Here is a 26706-nt window from a genome sequence, read left to right as displayed (position 1 = left end):
ATATGATAACTAAAAAATGGTACTATTAGTACAGTAAAAAATAAGAAAGTGAGTGCTTAATGATTCGTTTATTTACACCTGATTTATATGTGAAAAGTTTTATGGATATTGATATTCAAAAACTTGTTAAAATGAATAAAAAATTGATTATTTGTGATATTGATAATACTTTAGTTGCTCATGATATGAGCTTACCAAGTGATAAAGCAAAGCAGTTTGTGGAAAATGTACTTGCTAGTGGATTACAAATTTGTTTAATTAGCAACAATCATAAAGAACGTGTAGAAACGTTTGCCAAAGCACTGGGGATTCATCGTTACAGTTTTGCTAAGAAACCAATTAAGTGGACATATCGAAAAATTTTAAAAGATTATGCAATGAAAGCAGAAGATGTAGTGGCTATTGGTGATCAATTGTTAACTGATGTTTTAGGGGCAAAACGAATGAAAATATATGCTATTCTAACGAGTCCGTTAGTTGATCGTGATTTGAATTCTACAAAAATAAACCGAAAGATTGAACGTCGTATATATAAGCGGTTAGAGAATCGTGGTATCTTAAAAAGAGGAGTTTTTAATGAGTAAAACATGTAAAGGATGCGGAGTGATATTACAAAATGAAGATAAAGAAGCGTTGGGATATACACCTTCTATGGAAAAAGAATATTGCCAACGTTGTTTTCGATTAACACATTACAATGATGTAATGATATCTATGCAACAAGGAATTGATAACGATGCATTATTAGAAAAGGTAAATGCATTAGATGCATTAGTGTTATGGGTTGTGGATGTTGTTGATTTTGAATCTAGTATTATCAAAGGTATCAATCGTCATTTGATAGGAAAAGATATCGTATTAATATGTACGAAAAGTGATTTATTACCAAGAGATGTAAATCCAAATAAAATTGCAAATTTTATTTTACATCGTTTAAAAGTAAATGGAATTCATGTAAAAGGTGTTGTCATGTGTCCAAATCTTCATAAACAAGATGAAGAATCTGTAGCTTCAATTGAAGCTGCTATGGATCACTTTAGAGCAGGACGTGATGTTGTTTTATTAGGGAATGCAAATGCAGGGAAAAGTACATTGCTAAATGCTTTGTTACAAAAACAAGCATTAACTACATCGATTCATCCAGGAACAACATTGGATATTAATCCAATACTATATAATGACTATACTCTTTATGATACCCCTGGAATCGTCAACAAGAAATCCTTGTTGACATATGTACCAGAAGATCAGTTAAAGGATGCAATCTTCTTTAAGCAGCTGAATCCAAAGAAATATCAGTTAAAGGATAATCAATCATTAGCGATAGGTGGATATGTACGCTTGGATTTAAAAGCTTGTGAACAGGTAAGTGTAGTGTGTTACTTTAGTGAATCTTTAACGATTCATCGAGGGAAGATGGAACAAGCGGATGAGCTATGGGAAAGACATCTTGGGGAAATGCTTTCTCCAACGATTGATTCTAATTATAAGGATATGAAAAAATATACGACAACTAAAAATATAAAGAAGATGGATATTGTAATTGCTGGACTAGGATGGTTTTGCATCCAAGGAGAAGTGAAAGATATTCATGTATATGTAAATAAGAATGTAGATGTACTATTTAGAGAGGCGATGATTTAATGCTTAGTGGAAAACAAAAACGTTATTTGAGAAGTTTAGCTGTAAATTTAAATGCAATTATTCAAATTGGTAAAGAAGGTTTGGGAGCAAACTTGATTGAAACCGTTGATTTGGCGTTAGAAGCACATGAATTAGTAAAAATTAGTGTATTAAAAAACTGTGATGATAATATCAAAGAGATGGCTTTGGATCTTGCAGGTGCAACCAATAGTGAAGTTGTACAATTGATTGGGAAGACAATCGTTTTATTTCGTAGAAGTAAAAAGAAGGTTATTGATGTATGAGAAAAGTTGGTTTGCTGGGAGGTAGTTTTGATCCGATTCACTTAGGACATGTGGAAATGGCCAAACAAGCAAAACGACAATTGCATTTGGATGAGGTATGGTTTGTTGTAAGCAACGATACACCATTAAAGGAAAGAGTGCTCAGTGATTATCAAATACGAGTGAACATGGTTAAGCTTGCAATAGCTTCTTATCGTAATTTCAAAGTATGTACAATTGAAAAAACGAATAAGGGAAAAAATTATACAATTGATACGGTTCACAAATTGAAAAAGCTTTATAAAGATTCTGCTTTTTTCTTTATCGTTGGTGGAGATCAGGTAGAGCAATTGGATAAGTGGAAGGATATTGATAAACTTCAACAGGAAGTATCTCTGTGTTATTTTGAAAGGGATGGAAAAAAATATACTTCTGATTATAAACTTCATCCTTTACATATGAATCCTTATCCTATTAGTAGTAGTACAATTCGTGAAGGTAAGTTAACTTATCTAAATCCAAAAGTAAAAAGATATATCAGTGAGAATTATATATATGCTGGAATTGTAAGTAATTATATGAGTGAGTATCGCTATCAACACAGTATGCGAGTAGCTGAGCTTTGTGTTAACTTAGCTAAGGTTCATGGATATGATGAAAAGATTGCATATTTAGCAGGTATGTATCACGATATTAATAAAGAGTTTACCTATCTTTCTTTGGCGGATGCGAAAGTGATTATCGAACACCTTCAACCTAATCTGTTGAAGACCAAGGAAAGTATCTGGCATGGATTTTTGGGAAGTTATGTATGTAAGCACCATTTAGGAATTTATGATCATCGCATATTAGAGGCGATTGAACATCATGTGTTGGGAAGTAGCAATGCAATCTATGCGAAAATTTTATATATCGCAGACAAATTAGATCCAGATAGAGATTATGATACACAAAAATTATGGAATATCGCATTGACAGATATTCATGCTGGATTTAAAGCAGTAAAAGAAGACCAGGAAAAATTTTATGGTGAGGAGTTTTTAGATGAATAAAAAATTAGATTTAATTATTGATGCAATAAATAAAACCAAAGGAGAAGATGTTATCATTTATGATTTCACAGCTTTGAATCCTTTTATTGACAGGGTTGTAATTACCCATGCAGACAACTTGCGGCAAGTATATGCTATTGCGAATAATATTCGTGATGATTTAAAGATGAATGGGTATTCGATTCATCACTTTGAAGGAAATAAAGACTCTCGTTGGATTTTGATTGATGCCGATGATATCATCGTGCATATTTTCTTAGATGAAGAAAGGGAATTGTATAAATTAGAGCGGTTGTATGCTGATTTACCTAGGATTGAAGAGGGACAGCATGTATAATGTGTTAGCCAAACACTACGATAGCTTAGTAAAAGATGAAGATGCAACCAAGCAATATGTGGAATTTGTAAAGCAACATATGCTTGGTGATTCAATCATGGAATTGGCTTGTGGAAGTGGAGAAATCAGCTTGGCGTTGGCAAAAACGGGATATCGTATGGTAGCCAGTGATATTTCAGCTTCTATGTTGAAAGTTGCCAAAGCTAAGGATGCTACCAAACTTATTGATTATCAATTAATGGATATGACAAAGATAAATGATTCAAATCATTATGATGCAATCATATGCTTTTGTGATAGTCTTAATTATCTAGAGAGTGATGATTTGGTAAATGTCTTTACTTCGGTATATGAGCATTTAAATGAACAAGGTGTTTGGATGTTTGATATGCATTCTTTAGATCGCTTAGAAGAGTTCTCAGAAGCATTTTATGAAGCTGGCATTGTTGATGGAGTAGAATATACATGGAGTATTTGTTCAGAGGAGGATAAACTTTATCATAATTTTATTTTTTATGATGATAGAGGAAATCCACAATATGAAAACCATATACAAAATGTATTTGATCCTCAGGAAGTAAAACAATTGCTAGAAGCAATTGGCTTTCATTTAGAAATATTTACGGATTTTGAGAAAAAAGGAATTCAAAGTGGCGAAAAATATTTTTTTGTTTGTAGAAAGGGTAGTGTATGATTGCAATTATAGGAGCTATGGAGATTGAAGTAAATGCCTTGAAATCAAAGCTTACAAGCTGTGAAGATAGCGTGGTATCAAATATTAAAATTACCAAAGGAAAAATGGGTGAACAAGAGGTTGTTTTAGCATTAAGTGGTGTTGGTAAAGTGAATGCATCAATGACAACAACGCTATTGCTTTCTACATTTGATATTGAGTATGTTATCAATATTGGAACAGCAGGTGGTTTAAAAGAAACACAAGAAGTATTGGATTTGGTTATAGCGAAAGAAATCATCCAACATGATTATGATACAAGTGGATTGGATGGCGATGAAGGCTATGGTATTATATCTTATAGTGATGAAACATTGATTGAAAAGGCTTTAGCTGTTTTAGCTGAAGAAACGCATACGATATGGGTTGGTGCAATTGCTAGTGGTGATAGCTTTGTTCACAAAATGTCTCAGGTAAATACAATTAAGGATCATTTTCCAGAAGTGATTGCTTGTGAGATGGAGGCAGGTGCAATTGCCTTTGTATGTAATCATTTCAAAATTCCATGTATTATCCTACGCTCTTTATCAGACAACGCATATCATACCAATAGTGAAATGGATTTTATGGAATATGCAATACAAGCTAGTGAGCGAAGTGCAATGTTTTGTGAGTCATTTATCAAATATGATGTAAAGTAAAGGAGACAATATGAAAAAGATTAATATTAAGACAATTTTAATAACGTTAGCTTTACTTTTATTGACTCTCTTGATTATGATTGGGGTTATGGCAATTTTTATAAGTGGGCCAGTACTAAAAAACCAAAGTGCTGAAGAAAAAGTAATAGATAAGATTAGAAATGATGAGGATACTTGTGAGAGTATCGATCGATATAGCTTTGAATTTGTTACTTATACATGTGAAACATCTTCTGAATATGTAATTTATGATAAAAATGGTAAGAAAATTGCATCACGTGGAAAGAAGGAAGCACAGTTTGATGAAGTGAAGGAAAAACAATCTAAATATGAAGAATTCAACGGGATTGAACCAGTTGTTTCTTATGGATATGATAGTGTTGTATATATATTTGAAAATGATATTGATATGTTAGTTTATGATTTTGAAAATTTAGAGTTATTATTCTATAGTGGAGGCAAGTAAAGATGAATACATTGTATCAGAAAACATATTTTAATCGCCGCAATTTTATTTTGAGTGAAATAGCAGCTTTAGATATTAGTGCTGAAGAAACATTCATCTTATTATATATTGATTATTGTAATGAATTTAATATTAATTTTGATTTAGAACAAACAGCAAAACAATGTAAAATGACAGCTATGCATTTAGATCAACTTTTGAATTCGTTGATGAATCGTGGATATGTAGAGATTAAGATGCAAAATCGACAAGTTATTTATTGCTTAGATGGAGTCTTTCGAGTAAAAGAAAATCTTGAAGTATTATCCACTAATGAATATACAAATTTATTTGAATTATATGAGAGTGAATTTGCTCGTCCTTTGACTTCTTTAGAGTCGCAACGTCTTAGTGAATGGATGGCTACATATGATCTTCAATTGATTGAGTATGCACTTCGTGAAGCGGTTGTTTATGAAAAACGTAGTTTTGATTATATTGATGTTATATTAATTAATTGGAAAGAAAAACAATTAACAGCAAAGGACTATGAAGAGGGGAAACGCTGATGGATGTAAAGTTTATCTTGGATACGATGGAATCAATGTTTCCGGATGCAGAGTGTGAACTAGTTCATAAAAATGATTATGAGCTTATCATTGCGGTAATTTTAAGTGCGCAGACTACAGATCAAGCAGTTAATAAAGTAACACCTAATCTATTCGCGCAGTTTCCTACACCCAAAGCACTTGGGGAAGGCGATATAAAAGATATTGAAAATTGTATTCGTCGAATCGGTTTATATCGTAATAAGGCAGCGAATATTAAAGCTTGTGCTAAAGCATTGGATGAAACCTATGATGGTAAAGTACCAAGTTCTTTTTCAGCGTTGACGAGTCTACCAGGGGTTGGTAGAAAAACAGCAAATGTAGTACGTTCGGTATGGTTTGATATTCCTTCTATGGCAGTAGATACACATGTAGAGCGAATATCAAAACGCTTAGGATTTGCTAAGTTTGGTGATAATGTAGAAGTTGTTGAAACGAAATTGAAGCGAAAAATAGATCGTGCATATTGGAATAAAGCACATCATCTGTTTATCTTTTTTGGACGTTATCATTGTACGGCAAGAAATCCAAAATGTGAGCAGTGTGCTTTTGTTAGTTTTTGTAAGAATAAAAAATTTGAGGCATATAAAAAATCATTGGCAAAAACAAAAAAGTAGTTCCTTTTTTGGAAATGCTTTTTTCTTTATAAAAAGTACTTAATTTTTGAAAACATAAGCAAAGGTGTTATAATATTAAAATGCAAATAAATGAGGGAAATTATGAAAAAGAGAAATAAAATTATCTTAGCTATTATTTTTATAGGTAGCTTGTTGCTAGATCAAATAAGTAAATATGCAATTGAAGGATCCTTGCGTTTAGGGGAATCAGTTTCTATCATTCCTTCTTTTTTTGATATTACCTATGTTCGTAATACGGGAGCAGCATGGAGTTTATTTGAAGGAAAGATGGTTTTCTTTTATCTTATTACAATTGTAGCTCTTGTTTTGTTGATTTTTTATTATCGTAATTTAAAAGGGGAAAAGATGTTATCAAAGGTTGGTATCATCTTAATGATTTCTGGAACGTTAGGAAATTTTATTGATCGTTTGATGTTTCAATATGTAAGAGATTTTTTGGATTTTATAATTTTTGGATATGATTTTCCTGTATTCAATATAGCGGATATGTGTTTGTGTATTGGTATTGGATTATTGCTCTTAGATGAATTTTTAAAAGGAATCGGGGTGAAAGTCGATGTGTAAAGAAGTAATTGAAGTCACAGAAGAACAAATGGATGTGCGCATTGATAAATATATAAGTGATCATTTGGATATGTCTAGAAGTAGGATTCAATCATTAATTAATGAAGAAGCCATTTTAGTAAATGATAGACCAGTGAAAAATAATTATAAGCTAAAAATAGCAGATAAAATATCAATTGAGATTCCTGAAGCGAGTAAATTGCAGATTGAAGCAGAGGATATACCAATTGATATTGTTTATGAAGATCAAGATGTTTTGGTGGTAAATAAACCTAGAGGGATGGTTGTACATCCAGCAGTTGGAAATTATCAAGGAACTTTAGTGAATGCAATTTTATATCATTGTCACGATTTAAGTGGAATTAATGGTGTTTTACGTCCTGGCATTGTACATCGTATTGATAAAGATACGAGTGGTTTGTTAATTATTGCGAAAAATGATCAAGCGCATATGAGCTTGAGTGAACAATTGCAGAAGAAGCAAGTATCACGTAAATATTATGCACTAGTCCATGGGGTAATAGAACATGATTATGGAACGATTGATGCACCAATTGGTAGAGATGTAAAAGATCGTAAAAAGATGTGTGTCTGCGAGCAAAATAGCAAACCAGCAATTACTCATTTTAAGGTATTAGAGCGATTTGAAAATTATACGTTTGTTGAATGTACACTAGAAACTGGTAGAACACATCAAATTCGTGTACATATGCAATATATCAAGCATCCTATTGCCGGTGATGAAGCCTACGCTTATCGAAAGACAATGCGAACAGGTGGACAATTACTACATGCTTATGAATTGCGTTTTAAGCATCCTGTGACAGATGAAGAGGTCGTAGTCCAAGCAGAGATGCCGGATATATTTAAAGAAGTATTAGAAACCTTAAGGAAGGAGTGATCGTATATGGAACTACAAGACAAAGATGTGACGTTATATCAAATAATGGATTGTTTAGTTGAGAACTATGAATATAATATTATTCGCTTTAGTGGTCAGAAAAAGGACTTGTGGCTTACCAATAAGGATCACAAGCAATATCCTATCATTCGACTCAATGCAGTTGCATCTTCTTCAATGATGTTTGAAACAGAGTATTTAGAAAAAGTAAAAACTTTTTTGAATCGTTTTATCGAAAGTGATAGAAATGTGTTGATTATTAATACGAATAAAGAGAGTGCAGAGTTTGCTGAAAATGAGTTTACCCAAGTATTGTTAAATGAAAATACAGAAGATATAAACTTGATAGAAACTTTTCCAGCGTTAAAATCAGCAATTCATAAGGTTGAAAACAAACAAGAGGAAATTAAAAGGATTAATAAAAATCTACAAAACCATCAAAACAAACGGTTATATGAACAACAAAAAGAAGCAAATAAAGTACCAAAGTTCACTGGAATATTAATAGCGGTTTTTATTGCTATATTCTTTTTGACATTTGGTGTTTCTAATTATTTAGGTGGCTGGGGTAGTGATAATGTTTGGAATGATACATTAATTATCTGTGGCGCGTATTATAAGACGTTTATTGTTGCAGCCAATGAATATTGGCGATTATTTACAGCGGGTTTATTGCATATGAATATTTCGCATCTCTTAATGAATATGATTGCTTTATACACCTTAGGAAAGGTAATTGAGAAAGTATTTACGAAAGCACAATATCTCATTATTTTAATTGTATCGGTAATTGTTGGAAATATTGTTACTTTTGTTGTGATGGATAATTTGATGTCAGTAGGAGTATCTGGTGGGTTATATGGGCTTATGGCAGCTGTGATTGTCATTGCTTTTGAAAATCGTACTATCAAGATTCCTCAAGTACGTAACTCTATTTTACGAATTGTATCGATTAACCTATTGATTTCTTTATTGCCAGGAATTAGTATGACGGCGCACCTTGGAGGTTTTTTGGCTGGAGCAGTATTAGGTTTTATCTTTATTAAGAGTGATCGATGGAAAGCTTATAAACCACATGTAACAATCTGTTTTGTGATTTTCCTAGGTTGCCTAGGATATTTAGGGTATAATAACAATAGTGTAGAACCACTTTTTCCAAAAACTGATTATCAAGTTATAAAACATCTTCATAATCTAGGATTGGATGGTTATGCAGACTATATTGAAGATAGGGTAGTAACCCTATATGAAGAGTAGGAGGAAATGATGAAGCGAAAAGATGTACTAACATGGGATGAATATTTTATGGGGTTGGCACATTTAAGTGCATTACGTTCAAAGGATCCTGTTACACAAGTTGGTGCTTGTATCGTCTCAGATGATAAAAAGGTTGTCGGTATTGGATATAATGGCTTACCAAAAGGATGTGATGATGATGTCTTTCCTTGGGGTAAAGAAGGTGATTATTTAAATACAAAATATCCTTTTGTTGTTCATGCTGAGTTAAATGCAATTTTAAACAGTGGCGAAGATTTACGAGGATGTAGTTTATATGTATCTTTATTTCCTTGTAATGAATGTGCAAAAGCAATTATTCAAAGTGGTATTATTCGGGTGGTATTTGAAGATGATAAGAATTTTAAATCAGATGCAGCAGCGGCGAGTAGAAAGATGTTTGAAGCTGCAGGTGTGAAATATGAAAAATTATCATATCGTCTAAAATTAAATGTAGAAAAAATAGAAAATGTTTAGGAGTGAATAAAAAATGGGGATTTTTAAAAGTTATCTTAATCAAACGATTTATTTATGGAATGATGGGTATGTAATAGAAGCAATTTTACGTATTATGATTCCAGTGCTTTTAATAAGTACGGTTTTCTGGTTATTATCAGTTGTAGTGAGTTTTGTTTTTAAAATTTTACTACCAGTATTTATTGTGTTTTTAATCGTTAGTTATGTATCAGAAAAATAATGCCTTAATTGGCATTTTTTATTTGGTATAATATTATAGAAGGAGAATCTATGAAAAAAGTCTATATAATTGGTGGTGGACCAGCAGGTATGATGGCGGCAATCTCTGCAAAGACACATCATCCTACCTATGAGGTAACTATTCTAGAACGTAATGAACAACTAGGGAAAAAATTAATGCTAACAGGTGGGGGACGCTGTAATGTAACTGCAGATGTAGGACATGATGAACTTATTGCTAATATTGTGAAGAATGGAAAGTTTTTATTCAGTAGTTTACAAGAGTTTGATGCAACATCGATTCAATCTTTTTTTGTATCAATGGATTGTCCATTAAAAGTAGAAGATCATCATCGGGTCTTTCCGAAAAGTGATAAAGCAGAAGATATTCGCAAAGCACTAACAAGGAAATTAAAAGCATTACATGTGAAAATTGTATTTCAAAGTAAGGTTTTAGATGTTGATTATAAGCAACAAATACTATATACAGAGCAAGAAGATTATCATTATGATCATATAATTCTTGCTACTGGTGGGAAAACCTATCACACTACAGGATCTGATGGTTCTGGATATGCTTTGGCAAAAAAAGCAGGGCATACGATTAGTGATTTACTACCAGCAGAAGTGCCTTTGGTGTCTAATGATGAAGTAATTCAAAAGAAGATATTACAAGGGTTGTCACTCAGTGATGTTACACTTAGTGTATTACAAAACGGAAAGATAAAAAAACGTATTCATCACGATTTGATCTTTACACATTTTGGTATTTCTGGTCCAGCAGCACTAAGAGCGAGTACTTATGTGTTAAAAGGATTGGAGAAAGAAGATAAAGTAATGCTTGAAATAGATTTCTTACCAACACTACATCACAATGATATTAGTGAGCAACTAAGGAAAGAAGAAGCAATCGCTTTGCCAAAACGTCTTCTTCAATATTTAAAATCTATATCGAAAGATGAGATGGCATTGGTTCATAATATTAAAAAATTTCCAATGTCTGTATATACGACAAGAGGCTTTGCTAATGCATTTGTCACAAATGGTGGAATATCTATAAAAGAGATTTATCCAAAGACAATGGGATCAAAAATAATAGACACTTTATCCTTTTGTGGAGAAGTGATGGATATCAACGCTTTTACAGGTGGTTATAATATAACAGTTGCCTTTGTTAGTGGATATGTAGCTGGTAAATATATAGAGTAAAAATGATGATAATCATCATTTTTTTTAATCATTTATTGTGGTTGACATTATATATGCAAAAGCATATACTAATACATAGCGTGCTATATATAAAGTGAGGTAACGATGAAAGAAGAACGAAAAATTGGGTTGCTTATTAAACAGTTAAATACGATACATGAGCATAAAATAAACAATATGTTGCGTTCGTATGGTTTGACGATGAGTCAAGTACGAGTGTTGCGCTATTTGATTCGTAAAGAAAAGGAAAATGTGTTGGTGAACCAAAGAAATATAGAGGATCATATGAACATTTCTAATCCGACACTCACTGGTATTTTAAATCGTTTAGAAGCAAAACAGCTGATCCGCCGTGTTGCATCAAAAGAAGATGCAAGAATCAGATATATACGGTTGAATGATACGGTAGCAGGCTTTGAAGAAGAACTCAGAAATAAATTTGATGAAATGGATGAAACGTTGCTAGTTGATCTGAGTGAAAGGGAAAAAGATACCTTGTTTGAGTTGTTGAACAAATTATTAGTGAGCAGTAGACAAGGGAAAACAAAGGAGGAAGTTTATGATAAAAAGGATCTTAAAAGAAGTAAAAGAATATAAGATGGCATCGATTTTAGCTCCTACGTTTATGGTTGGAGAAGTTGTGTTAGAAATCTTATTGCCTTTTTTAATGGCTTTTATTATTGATGAAGGGGTCAATAAGGGAGATATGAATAGTGTTATTTTTTATGGTGTGATGATGAGTCTTGCAGCCTTTGCATCGCTTTTGTTTGGTGCATTGTCTGGGAAGTATGCAGCATATGCATCAGCAGGATTTGCGAAAAATTTGCGAAAGGCAATGTTTAATAATATTCAAGATTTTTCATTTCAAAATATCGATAAGTATTCGACTGCTGGATTGGTAACAAGAATGATGACGGATGTAACAAATGTCCAAAATGCATATCAAATGGTTTTACGTCTATGTGTGCGGGCACCATTAATATTGATATGTGCAATGGGAATGACTTTTTATATTAATGCATCTTTAGCATCAACCTTTTTATATGCAATCGTATTTTTAGGAATTGTCTTAGCAGTAATTGTATATTTATCATATCCTATCTATTTAAAAGCATTTACAAAGTATGATGATTTAAATGCTAGTATTCAAGAAAACATTACGAATATGAGAGTGGTTAAAGCATATGTAAAGGAAGAAGCAGAAACAAAAAAATTCAATCGCGCTTCTTATGCATTGTTTAAACTATTTCGAAAAGCAGAAAACATTCTATTGTTTAATATGCCAGCCATGCAATTGGCAATGTATGGTTGTATTATTGCGCTTTCATGGTTGGGTGCAAATATGATTGTGGATGGCAATTTAATGACGGGACAATTGATGAGTATGTTTACATATACAATGAACATCTTGATGTCTTTGATGATGCTTGCAATGATTTTTGTAATGTTATCAATGTCTTTTGCATCCGTAAGAAGAATTAGTGAAGTGTTGGAAGAAAAATCAGATTTATTGAATCCTGAAAACCCAGTTATGGAAGTGAAGGATGGTTCAATTGATTTTCATCATGTAAATTTCACTTATGGAAAAGATAACGAAAATTACAGTCTTCGTGATATTGATTTACATATCAAAAGTGGAGAAACCATTGGTATTATAGGAGGAACGGGAAGTAGTAAAACAACACTTGTTCAATTGATTCCTAGATTGTATGACATTGAAAGTGGGGAGTTATGTGTTGGTGGAGTAAGTGTTGCGAAATATGACTTAAATGTTTTACGTGAAGAAGTATCGATGGTATTACAAAAGAATGTATTATTCTCAGGTACAATTAAAGAAAACCTTCGTTGGGGTAATAGTAATGCCAGTGATGAAGAGCTTGTGGAAGCATGTAAGTTAGCACAAGCGGATGATTTTATTCGTAAGTTTCCCCAAGGGTATGATACCTATATTGAACAGGGTGGTAGCAATGTTTCTGGTGGTCAGAAACAACGTTTATGTATTGCCCGTGCATTGCTTAGAAAGCCTAAGATTTTGATCTTAGATGACTCTACAAGTGCGGTTGATACAAGAACCGATTATCTTATTCGTGAAGCTTTTCAAACAAAGCTAAAAGATACGACAAAATTGATTATTTCACAACGTATTTCTTCCATTGAAGATGCTGATCGTATCGTTGTTTTAGAAGATGGAAAAATCAATGGGATTGGAACACATGAAGCATTATTAAAGACGAATCCTATTTACCAAGATGTTTATGAAACACAAGTAAAGGGAGGTGAAGATAATGGCAAGAAATAAAGTAGTAAAACCAAATGATGGAGTAAAAACATTAAAGCGAATTCTTAAATTTATCATATCGGTACGAAAAGGATATTCATTTCTTGTTTTAGTTTTTATCTTCATCAGTTCGATTGTTTCAGTAATAAGTTCCTTGTTTTTGAAAAGCTTGATTGATGATTATATTTTACCAATCATGAAAGGAAATGCTGAATTTAGTAGTTTGGTGAATGCATTATTTACCATGGGAGTTATTTATTTAACTGGAATACTAGCTACTTATATTTATTCTTGGTTATTAAACCAAATCACCCAAAATAGTTTAAAGCAGCTTCGGGATGAATTGTTTGCTCATATGGAAAAGTTACCAATTAAATATTTTGATACGCATTCACATGGGGATATCATGTCTGTATACACCAATGATGTAGATACCTTAAGACAGGTGATATCACAGAGTATCCCACAGTTTATTTCTTCAGCAATTACAGTTGTAAGTGTCTTTGTTTCAATGTTAGTACTTAGTTTACCACTTACCGCAATTGTTATTGTGATGGTGGTGATCATGCGCTTTGTGACAGTGAGGATAGCAGGGCAAAGTGCGAAATATTTCAATGCCCAACAAAAGAATCTAGGACGTGTGAATGGGTATATTGAGGAAATGTTTGAAGGTCAGAAAGTAATTAAAGTATTTACTCATGAAACAGCTGCCAAAGAAGCTTTTGATAAGATTAATGAAGATCTGTTTGACAGTGCAAATGAAGCGAATAAATATGCGAATATCTTGATGCCAATCATGGGAAACTTAGGAAATATATCTTATGTGCTTACGGCCCTTTTTGGGGGAGTGTTTGCAATTTCTGGAATTGGAAACTTAACCCTTGGAGGGTTGGCGTCTTTCTTACAGTTGAATCGTTCCTTCACCATGCCAGTAACTCAAATATCACAACAGTTGAATGCTGTAATTATGGCATTGGCTGGTGCAGAGCGTATCTTTGCTTTGATGGATGAACCAGTAGAAGTGGATGATGGTAAGGTCACATTATGTAATGTAACGATAATGGAAGACGGTAAGATGGTGGAAAGTGCACAACGAACTGGAAAGTGGGCGTGGAAACATCCTCGTGAAAATGGTGAAGTAAGCTATGTTCCATTGGCAGGAGATGTACGCTTTGATGATGTTATCTTTGGTTATAATGATGATAAAATCATTTTACATGATATTAATCTTTATGCTCAACCAGGTCAAAAAATTGCATTTGTTGGTGCAACCGGTGCAGGGAAAACAACAATTACAAATTTGATTAATCGTTTCTATGATGTCCAAAAAGGTAGTATTACCTATGATGGAATCGATGTGAAATTAATTAAAAAAGATGATTTACGTAGTTCTTTAGGAATAGTATTGCAAGATACACATTTATTTTCTGGAACAATTATGGATAATATTCGTTATGGGAAAGAAGATGCTAGTGATGAAGAAGTAATCGCTGCTAGTAAGCTTGCCAATGCTCATGGATTTATACAACATTTAGAAGACGGATATCATACTGTTTTAAAGAGTGATGGAAGTTCACTTTCACAAGGACAACGACAATTGCTATCGATTGCAAGGGCTGCCCTTGCCAATCCACCAGTGTTGATTTTAGATGAAGCAACATCATCCATTGATTCACGTACAGAAAAGATTGTACAGGAAGGAATGGATAAATTGATGGAAGGCAGGACCGTATTTGTTATAGCGCATCGTTTATCAACGATTAAGAATTCAAATGTAATCATGGTTATGGATCATGGTAGAATTATTGAACGTGGTGATCATGATGCTTTATTAAAAGAGCATGGAACATACTACCAACTATATACAGGTGGTTTGGAGTTAGAATAAAAGAAAACGAGGAAACTCAGTATGAGTGCCCTCGTTTTTTGTTATTGATACAAGCAAAATAGTTTATTCTTTATCCTTTTTATCTGATTTTGCAATCAGTGTTGCTTTTGCTTTTTCAAATTTTTCTTTTGTACTTTCATCCATATCCGCAATTTCTTTTAATTCTAAAACAGTTGCGGCATCATTTAAAATTTTAATCAATTCGTCGGGCTTCTTTTCTTGAAGTTCGCGCTTGATTTTATCTTTTTCCATTTTTGCTGCAACAGCAATTGCAATCCCACTTGCAGCAATTACGGCAACACTAATTCCTAATAGTTTTTTCATCCTATACATCCTCCTCTAAGAAAGTATTCTTTCTTCTTTATCTACATTATACTGTATTTTTATAAAGAGTAAAATTTAAAGCATATTTTCTTTGTTGGTTGTAAGAATTAGAAAAAAGGAGTACAATATAAAATACAGAAATCGTGCTGCGTACAAGGGTCTGTCCCAAGTATTAAGGCGAGGAATCTTTTTTGTCCTTGTCTTTTGTAGTCAAGGATTTTTTTATTGGAGGTTATATGGAAACAAGGATCGCACAGATTGGAATCATCGTTGAAAAGGGTGGTTCAGTAGAAGCAATGAATCAATTATTACATACATATGGAGAATATATTGTAGGACGCATGGGAATTCCTTATCGTAAGCGGAATATATCTGTAATCAGTATTATTATTGATGCACCAAATGATGTGATTTCTGCCTTATCGGGAAAGTTAGGAATGCTTGATCATATTAAATCAAAAACATTATATGCGAATGTTTAGGTAATGTATGAAACTTATAGATAAATTAAGAAACAAGCGACATCTAGAAGATTATGAATATGAATATCTATTAACGAAGTTAAGTGATAATGAAAAAGCATATTTGTTTGAACAAGCAAGAGCTGTAGCTCAAGAAAACTTTGGTAATAAAGTTTTTATTCGTGGGTTGATAGAGTTCTCAAACTATTGTAAGAACAATTGCTATTATTGTGGGATACGCCGTGATAATGAAAAGGTTGAACGCTATCGTTTAAATAAAGAAGATGTATTAGAATGTTGTCAAACAGGATATCAATTAGGTTTTAGAACATTTGTCTTACAATCGGGAGAAGATGATAGCTATCGTGTAAATGAGATGAGTGATATCATCCGTACAATTCGTGATAAGTATCCAGATTGTGCAATTACGTTAAGTATGGGAGAAAAGGATAAGCATACGTATGAGCAATATTTTCATGCAGGAGCGAATCGGTATTTATTACGACATGAATCCATCAATGAAAAGCATTATGCATCTTTACATCCAGAAGGGATGCATATTCAAACACGAGTACAGTGTCTAAAAGATTTAAAGGAAATAGGCTTTCAAACAGGTAGTGGTATCATGGTTGGTTCTCCTAAACAAACTACCCAAAATTTGATTGAAGATATCAAGTTTTTAGAGGAATTATCACCTGAAATGATAGGAATCGGACCATATTTACCACATGAGGATACACCGTTTAAAGAAGAAGCAAAGGGGAGTATGGATACAACGTTAATTTTATTAGCGATTATGCGTTTAATGCACCCTCAAGCATTGATTCCTTCCACTACGGCATTGGCAACGATTGATCCAACAGGACGTGATCAAGGAATTTTAGCTGGTGCAAATGTGGTGATGCCGAATTTATCACCACTTACGATGCGTAAAAAATATCAATTATACAATGATAAAGCTTGCATGGATGATGAAGCAGCGGAATCCTTGGATAGTTTAAACAAACGATTAGAAAAAATTGGCTATACAATTAGCTATGATAGAGGAGATTTTAAAGGAGAGAAAGATGTATAACAAAGGATCTAGAAAAGCAACAGAATTTATTGATGATAAAGAAATCTTGGCAACCCTAGCATATGCTCAAGAAAATAAATCAAATAAGCAATTAATCAATGAGATTTTAAATAAGGCAAAGGAATGTAAAGGGCTTTCTTATAAAGAGGCAGCGGTTCTTTTAGAGTGTGATTTAGAAGAAGAAAACAAACAAATTGAAGAATTGGCAATGGAGATAAAAGAAAAATTTTATGGAAATCGAATTGTGATGTTTGCGCCATTGTATTTGTCTAATTATTGTGTAAATGGTTGTGTATATTGTCCATATCACTATAAGAATAAAACGATTGCTAGAAAGAAGTTGACCCAAGAAGAAATACGAAAAGAAGTAATTGCATTACAAGATATGGGTCATAAACGTTTAGCATTAGAAACAGGAGAGGATCCTATTGAGTCACCAATTGAATACGTTCTTGATAGTATTAAAACCATTTATTCGATTCAACATAAAAATGGAGCAATTCGTAGAGTGAATGTAAATATTGCTGCTACGACAGTAGAAAATTATAAGAAATTAAAAGATGCAGGGATTGGGACGTATATTCTATTCCAAGAAACATATCATAAAGAAAATTATGAAATGTTACATCCAACTGGACCAAAGCATGATTATGCTTACCATACAGAAGCGATGGATCGTGCAATGGATGCTGGGATTGATGATGTAGGAATTGGAGTTCTTTTTGGACTTAATATGTATCGTTATGATTTTGTTGGCTTGTTGATGCATGCGGAGCATTTAGAGGCGGTACATGGTGTGGGACCACACACGATAAGTGTACCTCGAATTCGGGCAGCAGACGATATTGATCCAGAAGATTTTGAAGATGCAATTAGTGATGATATTTTTGCGAAGATTACAGCCGTTATTCGAATTGCTGTCCCTTATACAGGAATGATTATTTCCACTAGAGAAACACAAAAATCAAGAGAACGTGTGTTGAAATTGGGAATATCTCAAATTAGTGGCGGTTCTTCAACTAGTGTTGGAGGATATGCAGAGAAAGAAGAAGAAAATAGTTCACAATTTGATGTAAGCGATACAAGGACGCTTGACGAGGTTGTTCATTGGTTGTTGTCCTTAGGTTATATACCAAGTTTTTGTACTGCATGTTATCGTGAAGGACGTACAGGAGATCGTTTTATGTCTTTGGTGAAGTCAGGACAAATTGCGAATATATGTCAACCAAACGCCTTGATGACATTGAAGGAATATCTAGAAGATTATGCAAGTGATGCTACTCGCATTTTGGGTGAAGCAGTAATTCGTAAAGAGATACCAAATATTAAAAGTGAGAAAGTAAAAGCAATTGCAGAAGAATATTTGAAGAAGTTGCATGATGGAAAACGGGATTTCCGTTTCTAGGTGATAGTATGAGTTTACAAAGTACACCCAATGCCAATCGCTTGCATATTGGTATTTTTGGAAAAGTGAATAGTGGGAAATCAACCTTATTAAATGGTCTTACAAAACAAGCAGTTTCCATTGTTTCTAATCAAGAAGGTACTACTACCGATCCTATTTATAAGCCCATGGAATTATATGGTATTGGACCGGTTGTGTTTATTGATACCGCTGGTTATGGAGATGCTACCCAATTAGGGGAAAAGCGATTAGAAAAAACAAAATTAGCAGCTGCAAAAAGTGATATTGCAATCGTTGTATTTGCAGATGAAGATATTGAAGAAGGAAAAAAATGGTATCAATATTTTAAAGATTTGAATATTAAAATTATTACCATAATCAATGAAACAAAAGATAATAGTCCAGAAAAAATCAAAGAAAAACTAATATCTTTTGTACATGAGAATCTGTTTGTTATCAATGCGAGAGAAAACAATGTAGAAGTGATTCGTAAAGCAATTCTGCGCTTATTGCCTGAAGATTATGGAATGGAAAGCATTACTAAGACATTGGTAAGAGAAGATGATCTTGTATTATTGGTGATGCCTCAAGATATTCAAGCACCAAAAGGACGATTGATTTTACCACAAGTACAAACCATTCGTGACTTGCTTGATAAAAAGAGTATCGTTGTAAGTTGTACAATGGATAAGATGGAGGAAGCACTACAATCTTTAGCGAAAGATCCAGCTTTGATTATTTGTGATTCACAAGTATTTAAAAAAGTTTATGAAAGAAAACCCAAAGCTAGTAAATTAACCTCTTTTTCTATTTTGTTTGCTGCTTATAAAGGGGATATAAATGCATTTATAGAAGGTGCACAAGCAATTGATAATCTACAGGAAACATCAAAAGTATTGATAGCGGAAGCTTGTACTCACGCACCACTTAGCGAAGATATCGGCAGAGTGAAAATTCCTAAGTTATTACGCAATAAGGTTGGTGATAAGCTACAGATTGATGTAGTTAGTGGAAACCAATTTCCTATAGATTTAAAAGCTTATGATTTGATTATTCATTGTGGAGCTTGTATGTTTAATCGGAAATATGTATTATCGCGTTTACAACAAGCTAAGCAAAATGGAGTACCGATTACAAACTATGGAGTTACCATAGCATACTTAAATAATATATTAGATAAGATTAGTATTTAGTAAGTATTTAGGACTTTTCAAGTATGGAAGGTCCTTTTTTTGTCGCGTATTGTTTGCATGTGAGTATGAAAAAAACGTATAATAGAAATAATATAGGAGTATATATGGAGAACAAAACAATCTTGCAAGGTTTTGAATGGTACTTGCCAGAAGATACAAATCATTGGAATTATATTGTCGAAAATGCCCACCGTTTTAAAGAGATGGGTTTTTATGGTGTTTGGTTACCTCCAGCTTATAAAGGGGCAGCAGGAATTCATGATGTCGGATATGGTGTTTATGATTTATATGATTTAGGAGAATTTGATCAAAAGGGTGCTATTCCTACAAAGTATGGAACGAAAGATCAATATTTGCATGCCATTCGTGCATTGCACGATGTTGGACTTGAAGTTTATGCAGATATTGTATTTGATCATTTTATTGGCGCAGATGAAACTGAAGAAGTGGATGCAATTCGGTTTTTAGATACTAATCGTAATCAACAAGAGAGTGGTATTGAAAGAATAAAGGCATGGACAAAATTTACGTTTCCTAAAAGACATGGAATGTATAATGACTATGTTTGGACTTGGAAGAACTTTAAAGGTGTAAATTGGGATGAATTCACACAAAAAGAAGCTATTTATGGATTTGAAGGTAAGAAGTGGGAGCAAAATGTAGATAATGAAAATGGTAATTTTGATTATCTAATGGGAGCTGATCTTGATATGGATAATCCAGAAACGGTTGATCAATTGAATCGTTGGGGGAATTGGTATCAAGCGTTGAGTGAGGTTGATGGATATCGACTAGATGCGGTGAAGCATATTCGTTTTTCCTTTTTTATTGAGTGGTTGAAAAATCGTCGCTCTGAAGCTGGAAAAGATATTTTTGCGGTTGGTGAATATTGGAATGGTGATTTAGAAAAGTTAGAAAATTATTTGGATTCTTGTGGTGGTATGATGTCGTTGTTTGATGTTCCTTTACATTTTAATTTACAACATGCATCAAATTCAGATGGACGCTTTGATATGCGTAATATTTTTGAGAATACATTATTGCAGACACGTCACAACTGGGCAACTACCTTTGTTGATAATCATGATACGCAACCAGGACAAAGCTTAGAATCATGGATTGAAGGTTGGTTTAAACCACAAGCATATGCTTTGATATTGTTGAAGGATGAAGGTATTCCTTGTGTGTTCTTTGGGGACTTATTCGGGATCCCTAAGCAAGATATCGATCCTGTGGGGAAAGAGTTAGAGATATTGATAAAAGTACGTAAATACTTAGCTTATGGGCCTGAGATGGACTATTTTGATCATCCTGATATCATTGGATTTACCAGATTTGGTGATACAGAGCATGAAGATTCTGGTGTCGCATTAGTTGTTACGAATGCCAAAGGTGGAGTCAAACGAATGAGTATAGGGGCTCAACATGTTGGTGAGATTTATGTGGATTGTTTGGGAAACCGCAGTGAACGTTTAGAAATTGAAGAAGATGGCTGTGCAGACTTTGCTGTAAATGATGGTTCCGTATCCGTATGGGTATCAGAGAAGACATTAGATAAAGTATTGTAATAGAAACAAAATAAAAAAAGTATTGACATCGCTTAGCATTGTGATAGAATGATAAGCAAATATAAATACTGTGAAAAGAAGAGTATACGATATCTACTTTTAAAGAGAGTTCCAGCAGGTGAGAAGGAATAAAGGAAGTATTGTAGAAGATGGTCTTGGAGTAGCATCCTTCGAGCATATGATGTTAGAAGGTGACGTGTTCGCTCGTTACAGCGATAGAGTATATAACATGTACTTGAAGAGGTTGATATTGTGAAATATTAACGAATATAGGTGGTACCACGATCTTTCGTCCTATTTGGATGAAAGATTTTTTATTTTAAGAAAGAGAGTGATGGAAATGAAATTAGAAACAAAAGTATTGCATGAAGGATATAAACCGAAAAATGGAGAGCCTAGAGTTCTACCAATTTGTCAAAGTACAACGTATAAGTATGATTCTACAGAATATGTAGGACAGCTATTTGATTTAACAGCACCTGGTTTTTTCTATACACGTTTAGCAAATCCAACCGTTGATGCTGTAGAACAAAAGCTTGCTGCTTTAGAAGGTGGAGTTGGAGCTTTGTGTACATCATCAGGACAGGCTGCAAGTTTTCTAGCCATTTTAAATATTTTAGAGTGTGGAGATCATTTCATTTCTTCCTCTTATATTTATGGTGGAACAGTAAATTTATTTGCTCATACATTAAAAAAGTTTGGCATTGAAGTTACCTTTGTAGATCAAGATTTACCATTGGAAGAATTACAAAAATATATTAAGAAAAATACCAAAGCCGTATTTGCAGAAACAGTAGCAAATCCCGCTTTGACGGTATTGGATATTGAGAAGTTTGCGAAATTGGCACATGACAATGATGTTCCGCTTATCATCGACAATACTTTCCCAACTCCATATTTCTGTCGTCCATTTGAATTTGGTGCAGATATTGTGACTCATAGTACAACAAAATATCTAGATGGACATGCACTTCAAGTTGGTGGAGTAATTATTGATAGTGGAAAATTTAATTGGGATAATGGAAAATTCCCAGGATTGGTAGAACCAGATGAAACATATCATGGAGTTAGTTATGTAGAAACGTTTAAAGAACTTGCATACATTACCAAAGCAAGAGTACAGTTGATGCGTGATTTGGGTTCAACCCCAGCTCCACAAAATGCATTCTTATTGAATGCTGGTATTGAAACATTAACAGTACGTATGGATAAACATTATGCAAATGCATTAGATGTAGCAAAATATTTACAAGCCCAAGATGAAATAGAAAGTGTTAGTTTTCCAGGCTTGGAAAGTGACCCATATCATGAACTAGCGCAAAAGTATTTACCAAATGGATGCTGTGGGGTTATTTCCTTTATCGTAAAAGGTGGAAGAGAAAGAGCTGCTAAATTAATTGACAATTTAAAATTAATCTCATTGGAAGTACATGTTGCTGATATCCGTACTTGTATTTTACATCCAGCTACTTCTACGCATCGTCAATTAAGTGATGAGCAATTATTGGATTGTGGTATTACTCCAGGATTGGTACGTCTATCATGTGGTATTGAACATATTGATGATATTCTTGCTGATTTAAAACAAGCGTTTAAGGCATTGGGAGAAGCGTAGAATGCCAATTAAATTATTGGATGATTTTCCAGCAAAACATGTATTAGATAAGGAAAATATCTTTGCCATTGATAACGAACGCGCAATTCATCAAGATATAAGACCAATCAAATTATTAATTTTAAATTTAATGCCAAATAAAATTGATACAGAAATACAATTATTAAGATTGATCAGTAAATCACCATTACAGATTGATGTTGATTTTCTAAAGATGAAATCACACGTGTCAAAGCATACAAGCATGAGTCACTTATCAAAATTCTATTTAGATTTTGATGAGATTTATGAAAATCGTTATGATGCAATGGTTATTACAGGAGCACCTTTAGAACATCTTACATTTAATGAAGTAGATTATTGGGAAGAACTTTGTACGATTATGAATTGGAGTAAACGTCATATCTTCTCTACTGTACATATTTGTTGGGGTGCACAAGCAGGTTTATATTATCATTATGATATTGATAAAGTGCAATATGATCAAAAATTGTTTGGTATTTATGCGCAACAAGTACAATCAAATCATTTTATTATGAATGGCTTTGATGATGTATTCGATACTCCACAATCAAGGTATACAGGAATAGATGAAGAAAAGGTGAAAGCCAATGATAAATTAGAAATTTTATCCTCATCACCGCTTTCAGGAATGAATATGGTTATGTCGAAAGATGCAAGGCATATCTTCATTCTAGGACATCTAGAGTATGATGCTGATACCTTAGTAAAGGAATATCATCGTGATTTAGAAAAAGGAATCGATATTCAAATTCCATTTGATTATTTCCCAGAGAACGATGCAAGTAAGGAACCTATTTGTACATGGCGTGCCCATGCGAATTTGTTTTATCACAATTGGTTGAATTATGTTTACCAACAAACACCATATGATTTAGATATATTAGAAAAAATGCCATTTTAATGGCATTTTTTAGTGATGTCTACTTTTGTGTCGACCTGAATTTGATTGGTTATGGCGATCATTACCATGGTGTTGTCCTCCATTTGGTGTTTGTGATGAATTCACATAGTTTGGACAATTTGCATTTGAACAAGCACCGCCATTACAGTTGTTTGGACAGTTCCAAGTAGCTGTGTAATTTGGACAATCTGCATTCGAACAAGATCCACCATTACAGTTATTTGGGCAACTCCAAGCAGTTGTGTAATTTGGACAATCTACATTCGAACAAGGTCCACCATTACAATTGTTTGGACAAACCCAAGCAGCTTGTGTAGGCTGATTTGAAGTGTCTACTGTTGTATCAGGGGCAACATTTGATTTCACTGCTTTTGTACTTTGCTTTTTTTGTTTTAGATTTTCTTTTGTTTGAGAATCCCAATGTTGCATAATACCTTTTCCAGTAGCTGCTTCAGTTTTGTTTGTGATAAGTACGAATAACGTAGTAATTAAAACAAAACTACATGCAATAATCATAATTTTTCTTTTCATAAAATTTCCTCCTCTTGTTATCTTCATCTATAGTTTAAAATAGAATTGTGACAGAATGATGTTTTTTTCTTTCTATTTTTATGATAAAGTCAAATTAAAGGACATAAAAAAGACAAGATTTAAAGATATACTTATACAAGGTAGGAGGTTTCTTTATGACACAGATATTAATAGCCGATGATAATAAACAAATTACTTCTATTTTAAGTGAGTATGCATTACAAGAAGGATATACTGTTTTTCTTGCCCATGATGGGGAAGCAGCATTACAAATATTTGATGAAGAAAACATAGATATTCTATTGTTGGATGTTATGATGCCAAAATTAGATGGATTTGAAGTATGTCGAAAAATTCGAAAAACTTCAAATGTACCAATTCTTATGGTTACTGCAAGAGGGGAAGATTTTGAAAAGATTATGGGATTGGATATTGGTGCTGATGATTATATTGTAAAACCTTTTTCTCCAAATGAGGTAATGGCAAGGGTTAGAGCTATCTTAAGACGCATGGATACGTTTGAATCAAAGGATGATCAAAAACATTATCAATATGATAATTTGCAAATTGACTTAGAAAGCTATGAAGTTATGATTGCGGAAGAAAAGCTTTCGCTAACCAAAAAAGAAATTGAATTGTTATGGCTTCTTGCAACAAATAGAAATAAGGTATTTACACGAGATAATCTACTTGATAGCGTTTGGGGATATGATTACTATGGTGATAGTAGAACGGTAGATTCGCATATAAAACGATTACGAGCAAAGCTCGATCGTTATGAACATAAACATTGGAAGATCACTACCATTTGGGGCGTTGGTTATAAATTTGAGGAAGTTACAGATGAAACATAAGATTACAAGAAAATTAGTTTTATACTTTACAGGGTTATTATTGTTATTTGCAATCATTGTAGGATTGTTATTTTTAAACTTGTTTTCGACGCAAACGACAAATACGAGTTCAAATGATTTAAAAGAGCGCGCTGAAAATATTGCAGATACATTGAGTACTTATGAACTTGCAGAGAGTGAGAAAGAGCATGAAACAACTTCTCATGGACATGGGAATGGCAAAGGACAAGCGAATAATCAAGGTCAAAATGGACAAAATGGACAAAATGGATATGGTGCATACATACGATTTGTTGATGATGCAACATTAGGAAATGTTTGGGTTGTTGATCGAGATACCAAAAATATTCAAGTAGGACATGGAAAACATGAAGTTAGTTATGCCGATTTGCCAGATAGTGCTGAGACGATGGTAGAGGATGTTTTTGCTGGAGAAAGTGTAACGAGTGATAATTTTAGTGGTCTTTTAGAAGATCCTACAATTACAGCAGGAGCTCCTGTATATGATAAAGATAATAATGTTGTTGCAGCGGTATTACTGCATAGTGAAGTCTCTGGAATTGAGGCATTATCACGCTCAGGAATTACGGTGTTGATGATTAGTTTTGGAGTGGCTATCCTATTTATTTTCGGATTGTCGATTCTTTTAGCGAAGCGTTTTGTTTATCCTTTAAAAAAGATGGAGGCAACCACTCAAAAGTTAGCGGAAGGTGATTATAAAGCACATACAGATATCCAACAAAATGATGAATTAGGTTCTTTGGCAAAGCATATTGATATGTTAGCTTTAAAATTGGATGAATCAGCCAAGAATATTGAAATATTAGAACAATCTAGAAAAGATTTCATTTCTAATATTTCACATGAATTAAGAACCCCAATTACAGTCATTCGTGGTTCTTTAGAAGCATTAAATGATGGTGTTATAAAAGATGAGAATAAACGCAAGGAGTATTATCAACAGATGCTGGCAGATAGTTTGCATTTAGAGCGAATGGTAAATGATCTATTAGAACTATCACGATTACAAAATCCGAGTTATTCGATTATGAAAAACGAAGTGAATGTATTTGATGTTGTAGAGGATGCACTACGATCATCCACTCAGATTGCAAAGAAGAAAGAGATTGAGATATGCTATGATAATAAACTTAATGAGGTATGGATGATTCATGCAGATTATACACGAATTCGTCAAATGTTCATGATTGTTTTCGATAATGCAATCAAGTTTTCTAATGTTGCTAGTAAAATAGATGTACGTGCAGACAAAGATGATAAGATTATTGAAGTGGTGGATTATGGTTGTGGTATTGATTCTTCCATCTTGCCTAATATTTTTAAGAACTTTTATGCAAGTAAAGATGAAAACAATGCAAATGGAAGTGGCTTGGGATTGGCAATAGCGAAAGAAATTGCGGATCGTCACAATATTCATATTGATATTAAAAGTGAATTGAATAAAGGAACGAGTGTTCGTTTTATAATAAAGACAAACTATTAGATGTCAATAGCTAAATAAAATTAACTATAATCTATCAAAAAAGTGCAATTGTCTTGCTTCAGAGGTGAATCCTCTATAA

At 33.3% G+C, this 26706-nt stretch carries 30 protein-coding genes and 1 other annotated feature; of the genes, 28 read left to right on the top strand and 2 right to left on the bottom strand.

The genetic code is table 11. The features are described 5' to 3' along the window. Positions 1 to 59 precede the first annotated feature (59 nt). From M2475_RS02045 to M2475_RS01955, 19 genes are all read left to right on the top strand, one after another. Entirely contained in the window at positions 60 to 584 is a 525-nt protein-coding gene (locus M2475_RS02045; RefSeq protein ID WP_277489274.1) for a YqeG family HAD IIIA-type phosphatase, read from the top strand. Beyond that, on the top strand, positions 577 to 1644 hold the full coding sequence (yqeH, locus tag M2475_RS02040) for a ribosome biogenesis GTPase YqeH (RefSeq protein ID WP_277489272.1): 1068 nt from the start codon (positions 577 to 579) through the stop codon (positions 1642 to 1644). The genes M2475_RS02045 and yqeH overlap by 8 nt, the downstream gene beginning before the upstream one ends. Next, the gene (yhbY, locus tag M2475_RS02035) at positions 1644 to 1928 is read left to right on the top strand and encodes a ribosome assembly RNA-binding protein YhbY (RefSeq protein ID WP_277489271.1); all 285 of its coding nucleotides are present in this window, start codon (positions 1644 to 1646) and stop codon (positions 1926 to 1928) included. The genes yqeH and yhbY overlap by 1 nt, the downstream gene beginning before the upstream one ends. Beyond that, on the top strand, positions 1925 to 2959 hold the full coding sequence (gene nadD, locus M2475_RS02030) for a nicotinate (nicotinamide) nucleotide adenylyltransferase (RefSeq protein ID WP_277489269.1): 1035 nt from the start codon (positions 1925 to 1927) through the stop codon (positions 2957 to 2959). Before yhbY ends, nadD begins: the two co-directional genes overlap by 4 nt. Then, complete coding sequence (rsfS, locus tag M2475_RS02025) at positions 2952 to 3296, top strand: ribosome silencing factor (RefSeq protein WP_277489268.1); 345 nt, start codon at positions 2952 to 2954, stop codon at positions 3294 to 3296. Before nadD ends, rsfS begins: the two co-directional genes overlap by 8 nt. Next, entirely contained in the window at positions 3289 to 3990 is a 702-nt protein-coding gene (locus M2475_RS02020; RefSeq protein ID WP_277489267.1) for a class I SAM-dependent methyltransferase, read from the top strand. The genes rsfS and M2475_RS02020 overlap by 8 nt, the downstream gene beginning before the upstream one ends. Next, complete coding sequence (locus M2475_RS02015; RefSeq protein ID WP_277489266.1) at positions 3987 to 4670, top strand: 5'-methylthioadenosine/adenosylhomocysteine nucleosidase; 684 nt, start codon at positions 3987 to 3989, stop codon at positions 4668 to 4670. The genes M2475_RS02020 and M2475_RS02015 overlap by 4 nt, the downstream gene beginning before the upstream one ends. A 10-nt stretch (positions 4671 to 4680) precedes the next feature. After that, complete coding sequence (locus tag M2475_RS02010) at positions 4681 to 5136, top strand: hypothetical protein (RefSeq protein WP_277489265.1); 456 nt, start codon at positions 4681 to 4683, stop codon at positions 5134 to 5136. 2 nt (positions 5137 to 5138) lie between these two features. Further along, positions 5139 to 5684, top strand: coding sequence for a DnaD domain protein (locus M2475_RS02005; protein ID WP_277489264.1), 546 nt, complete (start codon positions 5139 to 5141; stop codon positions 5682 to 5684). After that, on the top strand, positions 5684 to 6340 hold the full coding sequence (gene nth / locus M2475_RS02000) for an endonuclease III (protein WP_277489263.1): 657 nt from the start codon (positions 5684 to 5686) through the stop codon (positions 6338 to 6340). Before M2475_RS02005 ends, nth begins: the two co-directional genes overlap by 1 nt. A gap of 102 nt (positions 6341 to 6442) precedes the next feature. Next, entirely contained in the window at positions 6443 to 6925 is a 483-nt protein-coding gene (gene lspA, locus M2475_RS01995; protein ID WP_277489262.1) for a signal peptidase II, read from the top strand. Continuing rightward, positions 6918 to 7826 carry an RluA family pseudouridine synthase gene (locus tag M2475_RS01990; protein ID WP_277489261.1) on the top strand — a complete coding sequence of 303 codons (909 nt, stop codon included), beginning with the start codon at positions 6918 to 6920 and terminating at the stop codon, positions 7824 to 7826. Before lspA ends, M2475_RS01990 begins: the two co-directional genes overlap by 8 nt. A gap of 6 nt (positions 7827 to 7832) precedes the next feature. Continuing rightward, positions 7833 to 9083: a rhomboid family intramembrane serine protease gene (locus M2475_RS01985; protein WP_277489260.1), complete on the top strand. Its 1251-nt coding sequence runs from the start codon at positions 7833 to 7835 to the stop codon at positions 9081 to 9083. A gap of 9 nt (positions 9084 to 9092) precedes the next feature. Then, on the top strand, positions 9093 to 9578 hold the full coding sequence (locus tag M2475_RS01980) for a dCMP deaminase family protein (protein WP_277489258.1): 486 nt from the start codon (positions 9093 to 9095) through the stop codon (positions 9576 to 9578). 13 nt (positions 9579 to 9591) lie between these two features. Then, positions 9592 to 9798, top strand: coding sequence for a hypothetical protein (locus M2475_RS01975; protein ID WP_277489257.1), 207 nt, complete (start codon positions 9592 to 9594; stop codon positions 9796 to 9798). A 50-nt stretch (positions 9799 to 9848) separates the two neighbouring features. After that, positions 9849 to 11006 carry an aminoacetone oxidase family FAD-binding enzyme gene (locus M2475_RS01970; RefSeq protein WP_277489256.1) on the top strand — a complete coding sequence of 386 codons (1158 nt, stop codon included), beginning with the start codon at positions 9849 to 9851 and terminating at the stop codon, positions 11004 to 11006. A gap of 105 nt (positions 11007 to 11111) precedes the next feature. Continuing rightward, positions 11112 to 11603 carry a MarR family transcriptional regulator gene (locus M2475_RS01965; RefSeq protein WP_277489255.1) on the top strand — a complete coding sequence of 164 codons (492 nt, stop codon included), beginning with the start codon at positions 11112 to 11114 and terminating at the stop codon, positions 11601 to 11603. Next, positions 11566 to 13305, top strand: a complete 1740-nt coding sequence (locus M2475_RS01960) for an ABC transporter ATP-binding protein (RefSeq protein WP_277489254.1) — start codon at positions 11566 to 11568, stop codon at positions 13303 to 13305. Before M2475_RS01965 ends, M2475_RS01960 begins: the two co-directional genes overlap by 38 nt. Further along, complete coding sequence (locus M2475_RS01955; RefSeq protein WP_277489253.1) at positions 13292 to 15172, top strand: ABC transporter ATP-binding protein; 1881 nt, start codon at positions 13292 to 13294, stop codon at positions 15170 to 15172. The genes M2475_RS01960 and M2475_RS01955 overlap by 14 nt, the downstream gene beginning before the upstream one ends. Before the next feature lie 63 nt (positions 15173 to 15235). Here the strand turns inward: M2475_RS01955 and M2475_RS01950 are convergent, their stop codons facing one another. Then, positions 15236 to 15496, bottom strand: a complete 261-nt coding sequence (locus M2475_RS01950; protein ID WP_277489251.1) for a hypothetical protein — start codon at positions 15494 to 15496, stop codon at positions 15236 to 15238. Positions 15497 to 15732: 236 nt separating this feature from the next. Between M2475_RS01950 and M2475_RS01945 the strand changes: the two genes are divergently transcribed. The 7 genes from M2475_RS01945 (at position 15733) to metA (ending at position 23738) form a co-directional block, all read left to right on the top strand. Then, positions 15733 to 15978: a TM1266 family iron-only hydrogenase system putative regulator gene (locus M2475_RS01945; RefSeq protein WP_277489250.1), complete on the top strand. Its 246-nt coding sequence runs from the start codon at positions 15733 to 15735 to the stop codon at positions 15976 to 15978. A gap of 7 nt (positions 15979 to 15985) precedes the next feature. Beyond that, positions 15986 to 17032, top strand: coding sequence for a [FeFe] hydrogenase H-cluster radical SAM maturase HydE (hydE, locus tag M2475_RS01940; protein ID WP_277489248.1), 1047 nt, complete (start codon positions 15986 to 15988; stop codon positions 17030 to 17032). Beyond that, positions 17025 to 18437, top strand: coding sequence for a [FeFe] hydrogenase H-cluster radical SAM maturase HydG (gene hydG / locus M2475_RS01935; RefSeq protein WP_277489247.1), 1413 nt, complete (start codon positions 17025 to 17027; stop codon positions 18435 to 18437). Before hydE ends, hydG begins: the two co-directional genes overlap by 8 nt. 8 nt (positions 18438 to 18445) lie before the next feature. Next, positions 18446 to 19630: a [FeFe] hydrogenase H-cluster maturation GTPase HydF gene (gene hydF / locus M2475_RS01930; protein ID WP_277489246.1), complete on the top strand. Its 1185-nt coding sequence runs from the start codon at positions 18446 to 18448 to the stop codon at positions 19628 to 19630. A 104-nt stretch (positions 19631 to 19734) separates the two neighbouring features. After that, positions 19735 to 21198: an alpha-amylase gene (locus tag M2475_RS01925; RefSeq protein ID WP_277489244.1), complete on the top strand. Its 1464-nt coding sequence runs from the start codon at positions 19735 to 19737 to the stop codon at positions 21196 to 21198. 61 nt (positions 21199 to 21259) lie between these two features. Next, positions 21260 to 21498, top strand: a binding site (T-box leader). A gap of 40 nt (positions 21499 to 21538) precedes the next feature. After that, positions 21539 to 22813, top strand: a complete 1275-nt coding sequence (locus M2475_RS01920; protein ID WP_277489242.1) for an O-acetylhomoserine aminocarboxypropyltransferase/cysteine synthase — start codon at positions 21539 to 21541, stop codon at positions 22811 to 22813. Between the two features lies 1 nt (position 22814). Continuing rightward, positions 22815 to 23738 carry a homoserine O-succinyltransferase gene (metA, locus tag M2475_RS01915; RefSeq protein WP_277489240.1) on the top strand — a complete coding sequence of 308 codons (924 nt, stop codon included), beginning with the start codon at positions 22815 to 22817 and terminating at the stop codon, positions 23736 to 23738. A 9-nt stretch (positions 23739 to 23747) separates the two neighbouring features. Here the strand turns inward: metA and M2475_RS01910 are convergent, their stop codons facing one another. Further along, complete coding sequence (locus M2475_RS01910; RefSeq protein WP_277489239.1) at positions 23748 to 24269, bottom strand: hypothetical protein; 522 nt, start codon at positions 24267 to 24269, stop codon at positions 23748 to 23750. A gap of 155 nt (positions 24270 to 24424) precedes the next feature. Here M2475_RS01910 and M2475_RS01905 point away from each other — a divergent pair, with 155 nt between their 5' ends. Together M2475_RS01905 and M2475_RS01900 are read left to right on the top strand one after the other, a co-directional pair. After that, on the top strand, positions 24425 to 25123 hold the full coding sequence (locus M2475_RS01905; RefSeq protein ID WP_277489238.1) for a response regulator transcription factor: 699 nt from the start codon (positions 24425 to 24427) through the stop codon (positions 25121 to 25123). After that, a complete protein-coding gene (locus M2475_RS01900; protein WP_277489237.1) occupies positions 25113 to 26627 on the top strand; it encodes a HAMP domain-containing sensor histidine kinase in 1515 nt (504 codons plus the stop codon). Before M2475_RS01905 ends, M2475_RS01900 begins: the two co-directional genes overlap by 11 nt. Positions 26628 to 26706: the final 79 nt, after the last annotated feature.

Origin of the sequence: Breznakia sp. PF5-3, assembly GCF_029504745.1 — a bacterium.
In the GTDB taxonomy this organism is placed as follows: Bacteria; Bacillota_I; Bacilli_A; order Erysipelotrichales; family Erysipelotrichaceae; genus Breznakia.
This window is presented reverse-complemented; position numbering and strand designations above follow the sequence as displayed.

Excerpts from the sequence above, each read along its gene's own strand:
- M2475_RS02045 (WP_277489274.1), top strand. The coding sequence starts at position 60 with ATGATTCGTTTATTTACACCTGATTTATATGTGAAAAGTTTTATGGAT.
- yqeH (WP_277489272.1), top strand. The coding sequence starts at position 577 with ATGAGTAAAACATGTAAAGGATGCGGAGTGATATTACAAAATGAAGAT.
- yhbY (WP_277489271.1), top strand. The coding sequence starts at position 1,644 with ATGCTTAGTGGAAAACAAAAACGTTATTTGAGAAGTTTAGCTGTAAAT.
- nadD (WP_277489269.1), top strand. The coding sequence starts at position 1,925 with ATGAGAAAAGTTGGTTTGCTGGGAGGTAGTTTTGATCCGATTCACTTA.
- rsfS (WP_277489268.1), top strand. The coding sequence starts at position 2,952 with ATGAATAAAAAATTAGATTTAATTATTGATGCAATAAATAAAACCAAA.
- M2475_RS02020 (WP_277489267.1), top strand. The coding sequence starts at position 3,289 with ATGTATAATGTGTTAGCCAAACACTACGATAGCTTAGTAAAAGATGAA.
- M2475_RS02015 (WP_277489266.1), top strand. The coding sequence starts at position 3,987 with ATGATTGCAATTATAGGAGCTATGGAGATTGAAGTAAATGCCTTGAAA.
- M2475_RS02010 (WP_277489265.1), top strand. The coding sequence starts at position 4,681 with ATGAAAAAGATTAATATTAAGACAATTTTAATAACGTTAGCTTTACTT.
- M2475_RS02005 (WP_277489264.1), top strand. The coding sequence starts at position 5,139 with ATGAATACATTGTATCAGAAAACATATTTTAATCGCCGCAATTTTATT.
- nth (WP_277489263.1), top strand. The coding sequence starts at position 5,684 with ATGGATGTAAAGTTTATCTTGGATACGATGGAATCAATGTTTCCGGAT.
- lspA (WP_277489262.1), top strand. The coding sequence starts at position 6,443 with ATGAAAAAGAGAAATAAAATTATCTTAGCTATTATTTTTATAGGTAGC.
- M2475_RS01990 (WP_277489261.1), top strand. The coding sequence starts at position 6,918 with ATGTGTAAAGAAGTAATTGAAGTCACAGAAGAACAAATGGATGTGCGC.
- M2475_RS01985 (WP_277489260.1), top strand. The coding sequence starts at position 7,833 with ATGGAACTACAAGACAAAGATGTGACGTTATATCAAATAATGGATTGT.
- M2475_RS01980 (WP_277489258.1), top strand. The coding sequence starts at position 9,093 with ATGAAGCGAAAAGATGTACTAACATGGGATGAATATTTTATGGGGTTG.
- M2475_RS01975 (WP_277489257.1), top strand. The coding sequence starts at position 9,592 with ATGGGGATTTTTAAAAGTTATCTTAATCAAACGATTTATTTATGGAAT.
- M2475_RS01970 (WP_277489256.1), top strand. The coding sequence starts at position 9,849 with ATGAAAAAAGTCTATATAATTGGTGGTGGACCAGCAGGTATGATGGCG.
- M2475_RS01965 (WP_277489255.1), top strand. The coding sequence starts at position 11,112 with ATGAAAGAAGAACGAAAAATTGGGTTGCTTATTAAACAGTTAAATACG.
- M2475_RS01960 (WP_277489254.1), top strand. The coding sequence starts at position 11,566 with ATGATAAAAAGGATCTTAAAAGAAGTAAAAGAATATAAGATGGCATCG.
- M2475_RS01955 (WP_277489253.1), top strand. The coding sequence starts at position 13,292 with ATGGCAAGAAATAAAGTAGTAAAACCAAATGATGGAGTAAAAACATTA.
- M2475_RS01950 (WP_277489251.1), bottom strand. The coding sequence starts at position 15,496 with ATGAAAAAACTATTAGGAATTAGTGTTGCCGTAATTGCTGCAAGTGGG.
- M2475_RS01945 (WP_277489250.1), top strand. The coding sequence starts at position 15,733 with ATGGAAACAAGGATCGCACAGATTGGAATCATCGTTGAAAAGGGTGGT.
- hydE (WP_277489248.1), top strand. The coding sequence starts at position 15,986 with ATGAAACTTATAGATAAATTAAGAAACAAGCGACATCTAGAAGATTAT.
- hydG (WP_277489247.1), top strand. The coding sequence starts at position 17,025 with ATGTATAACAAAGGATCTAGAAAAGCAACAGAATTTATTGATGATAAA.
- hydF (WP_277489246.1), top strand. The coding sequence starts at position 18,446 with ATGAGTTTACAAAGTACACCCAATGCCAATCGCTTGCATATTGGTATT.
- M2475_RS01925 (WP_277489244.1), top strand. The coding sequence starts at position 19,735 with ATGGAGAACAAAACAATCTTGCAAGGTTTTGAATGGTACTTGCCAGAA.
- M2475_RS01920 (WP_277489242.1), top strand. The coding sequence starts at position 21,539 with ATGAAATTAGAAACAAAAGTATTGCATGAAGGATATAAACCGAAAAAT.
- metA (WP_277489240.1), top strand. The coding sequence starts at position 22,815 with ATGCCAATTAAATTATTGGATGATTTTCCAGCAAAACATGTATTAGAT.
- M2475_RS01910 (WP_277489239.1), bottom strand. The coding sequence starts at position 24,269 with ATGAAAAGAAAAATTATGATTATTGCATGTAGTTTTGTTTTAATTACT.
- M2475_RS01905 (WP_277489238.1), top strand. The coding sequence starts at position 24,425 with ATGACACAGATATTAATAGCCGATGATAATAAACAAATTACTTCTATT.
- M2475_RS01900 (WP_277489237.1), top strand. The coding sequence starts at position 25,113 with ATGAAACATAAGATTACAAGAAAATTAGTTTTATACTTTACAGGGTTA.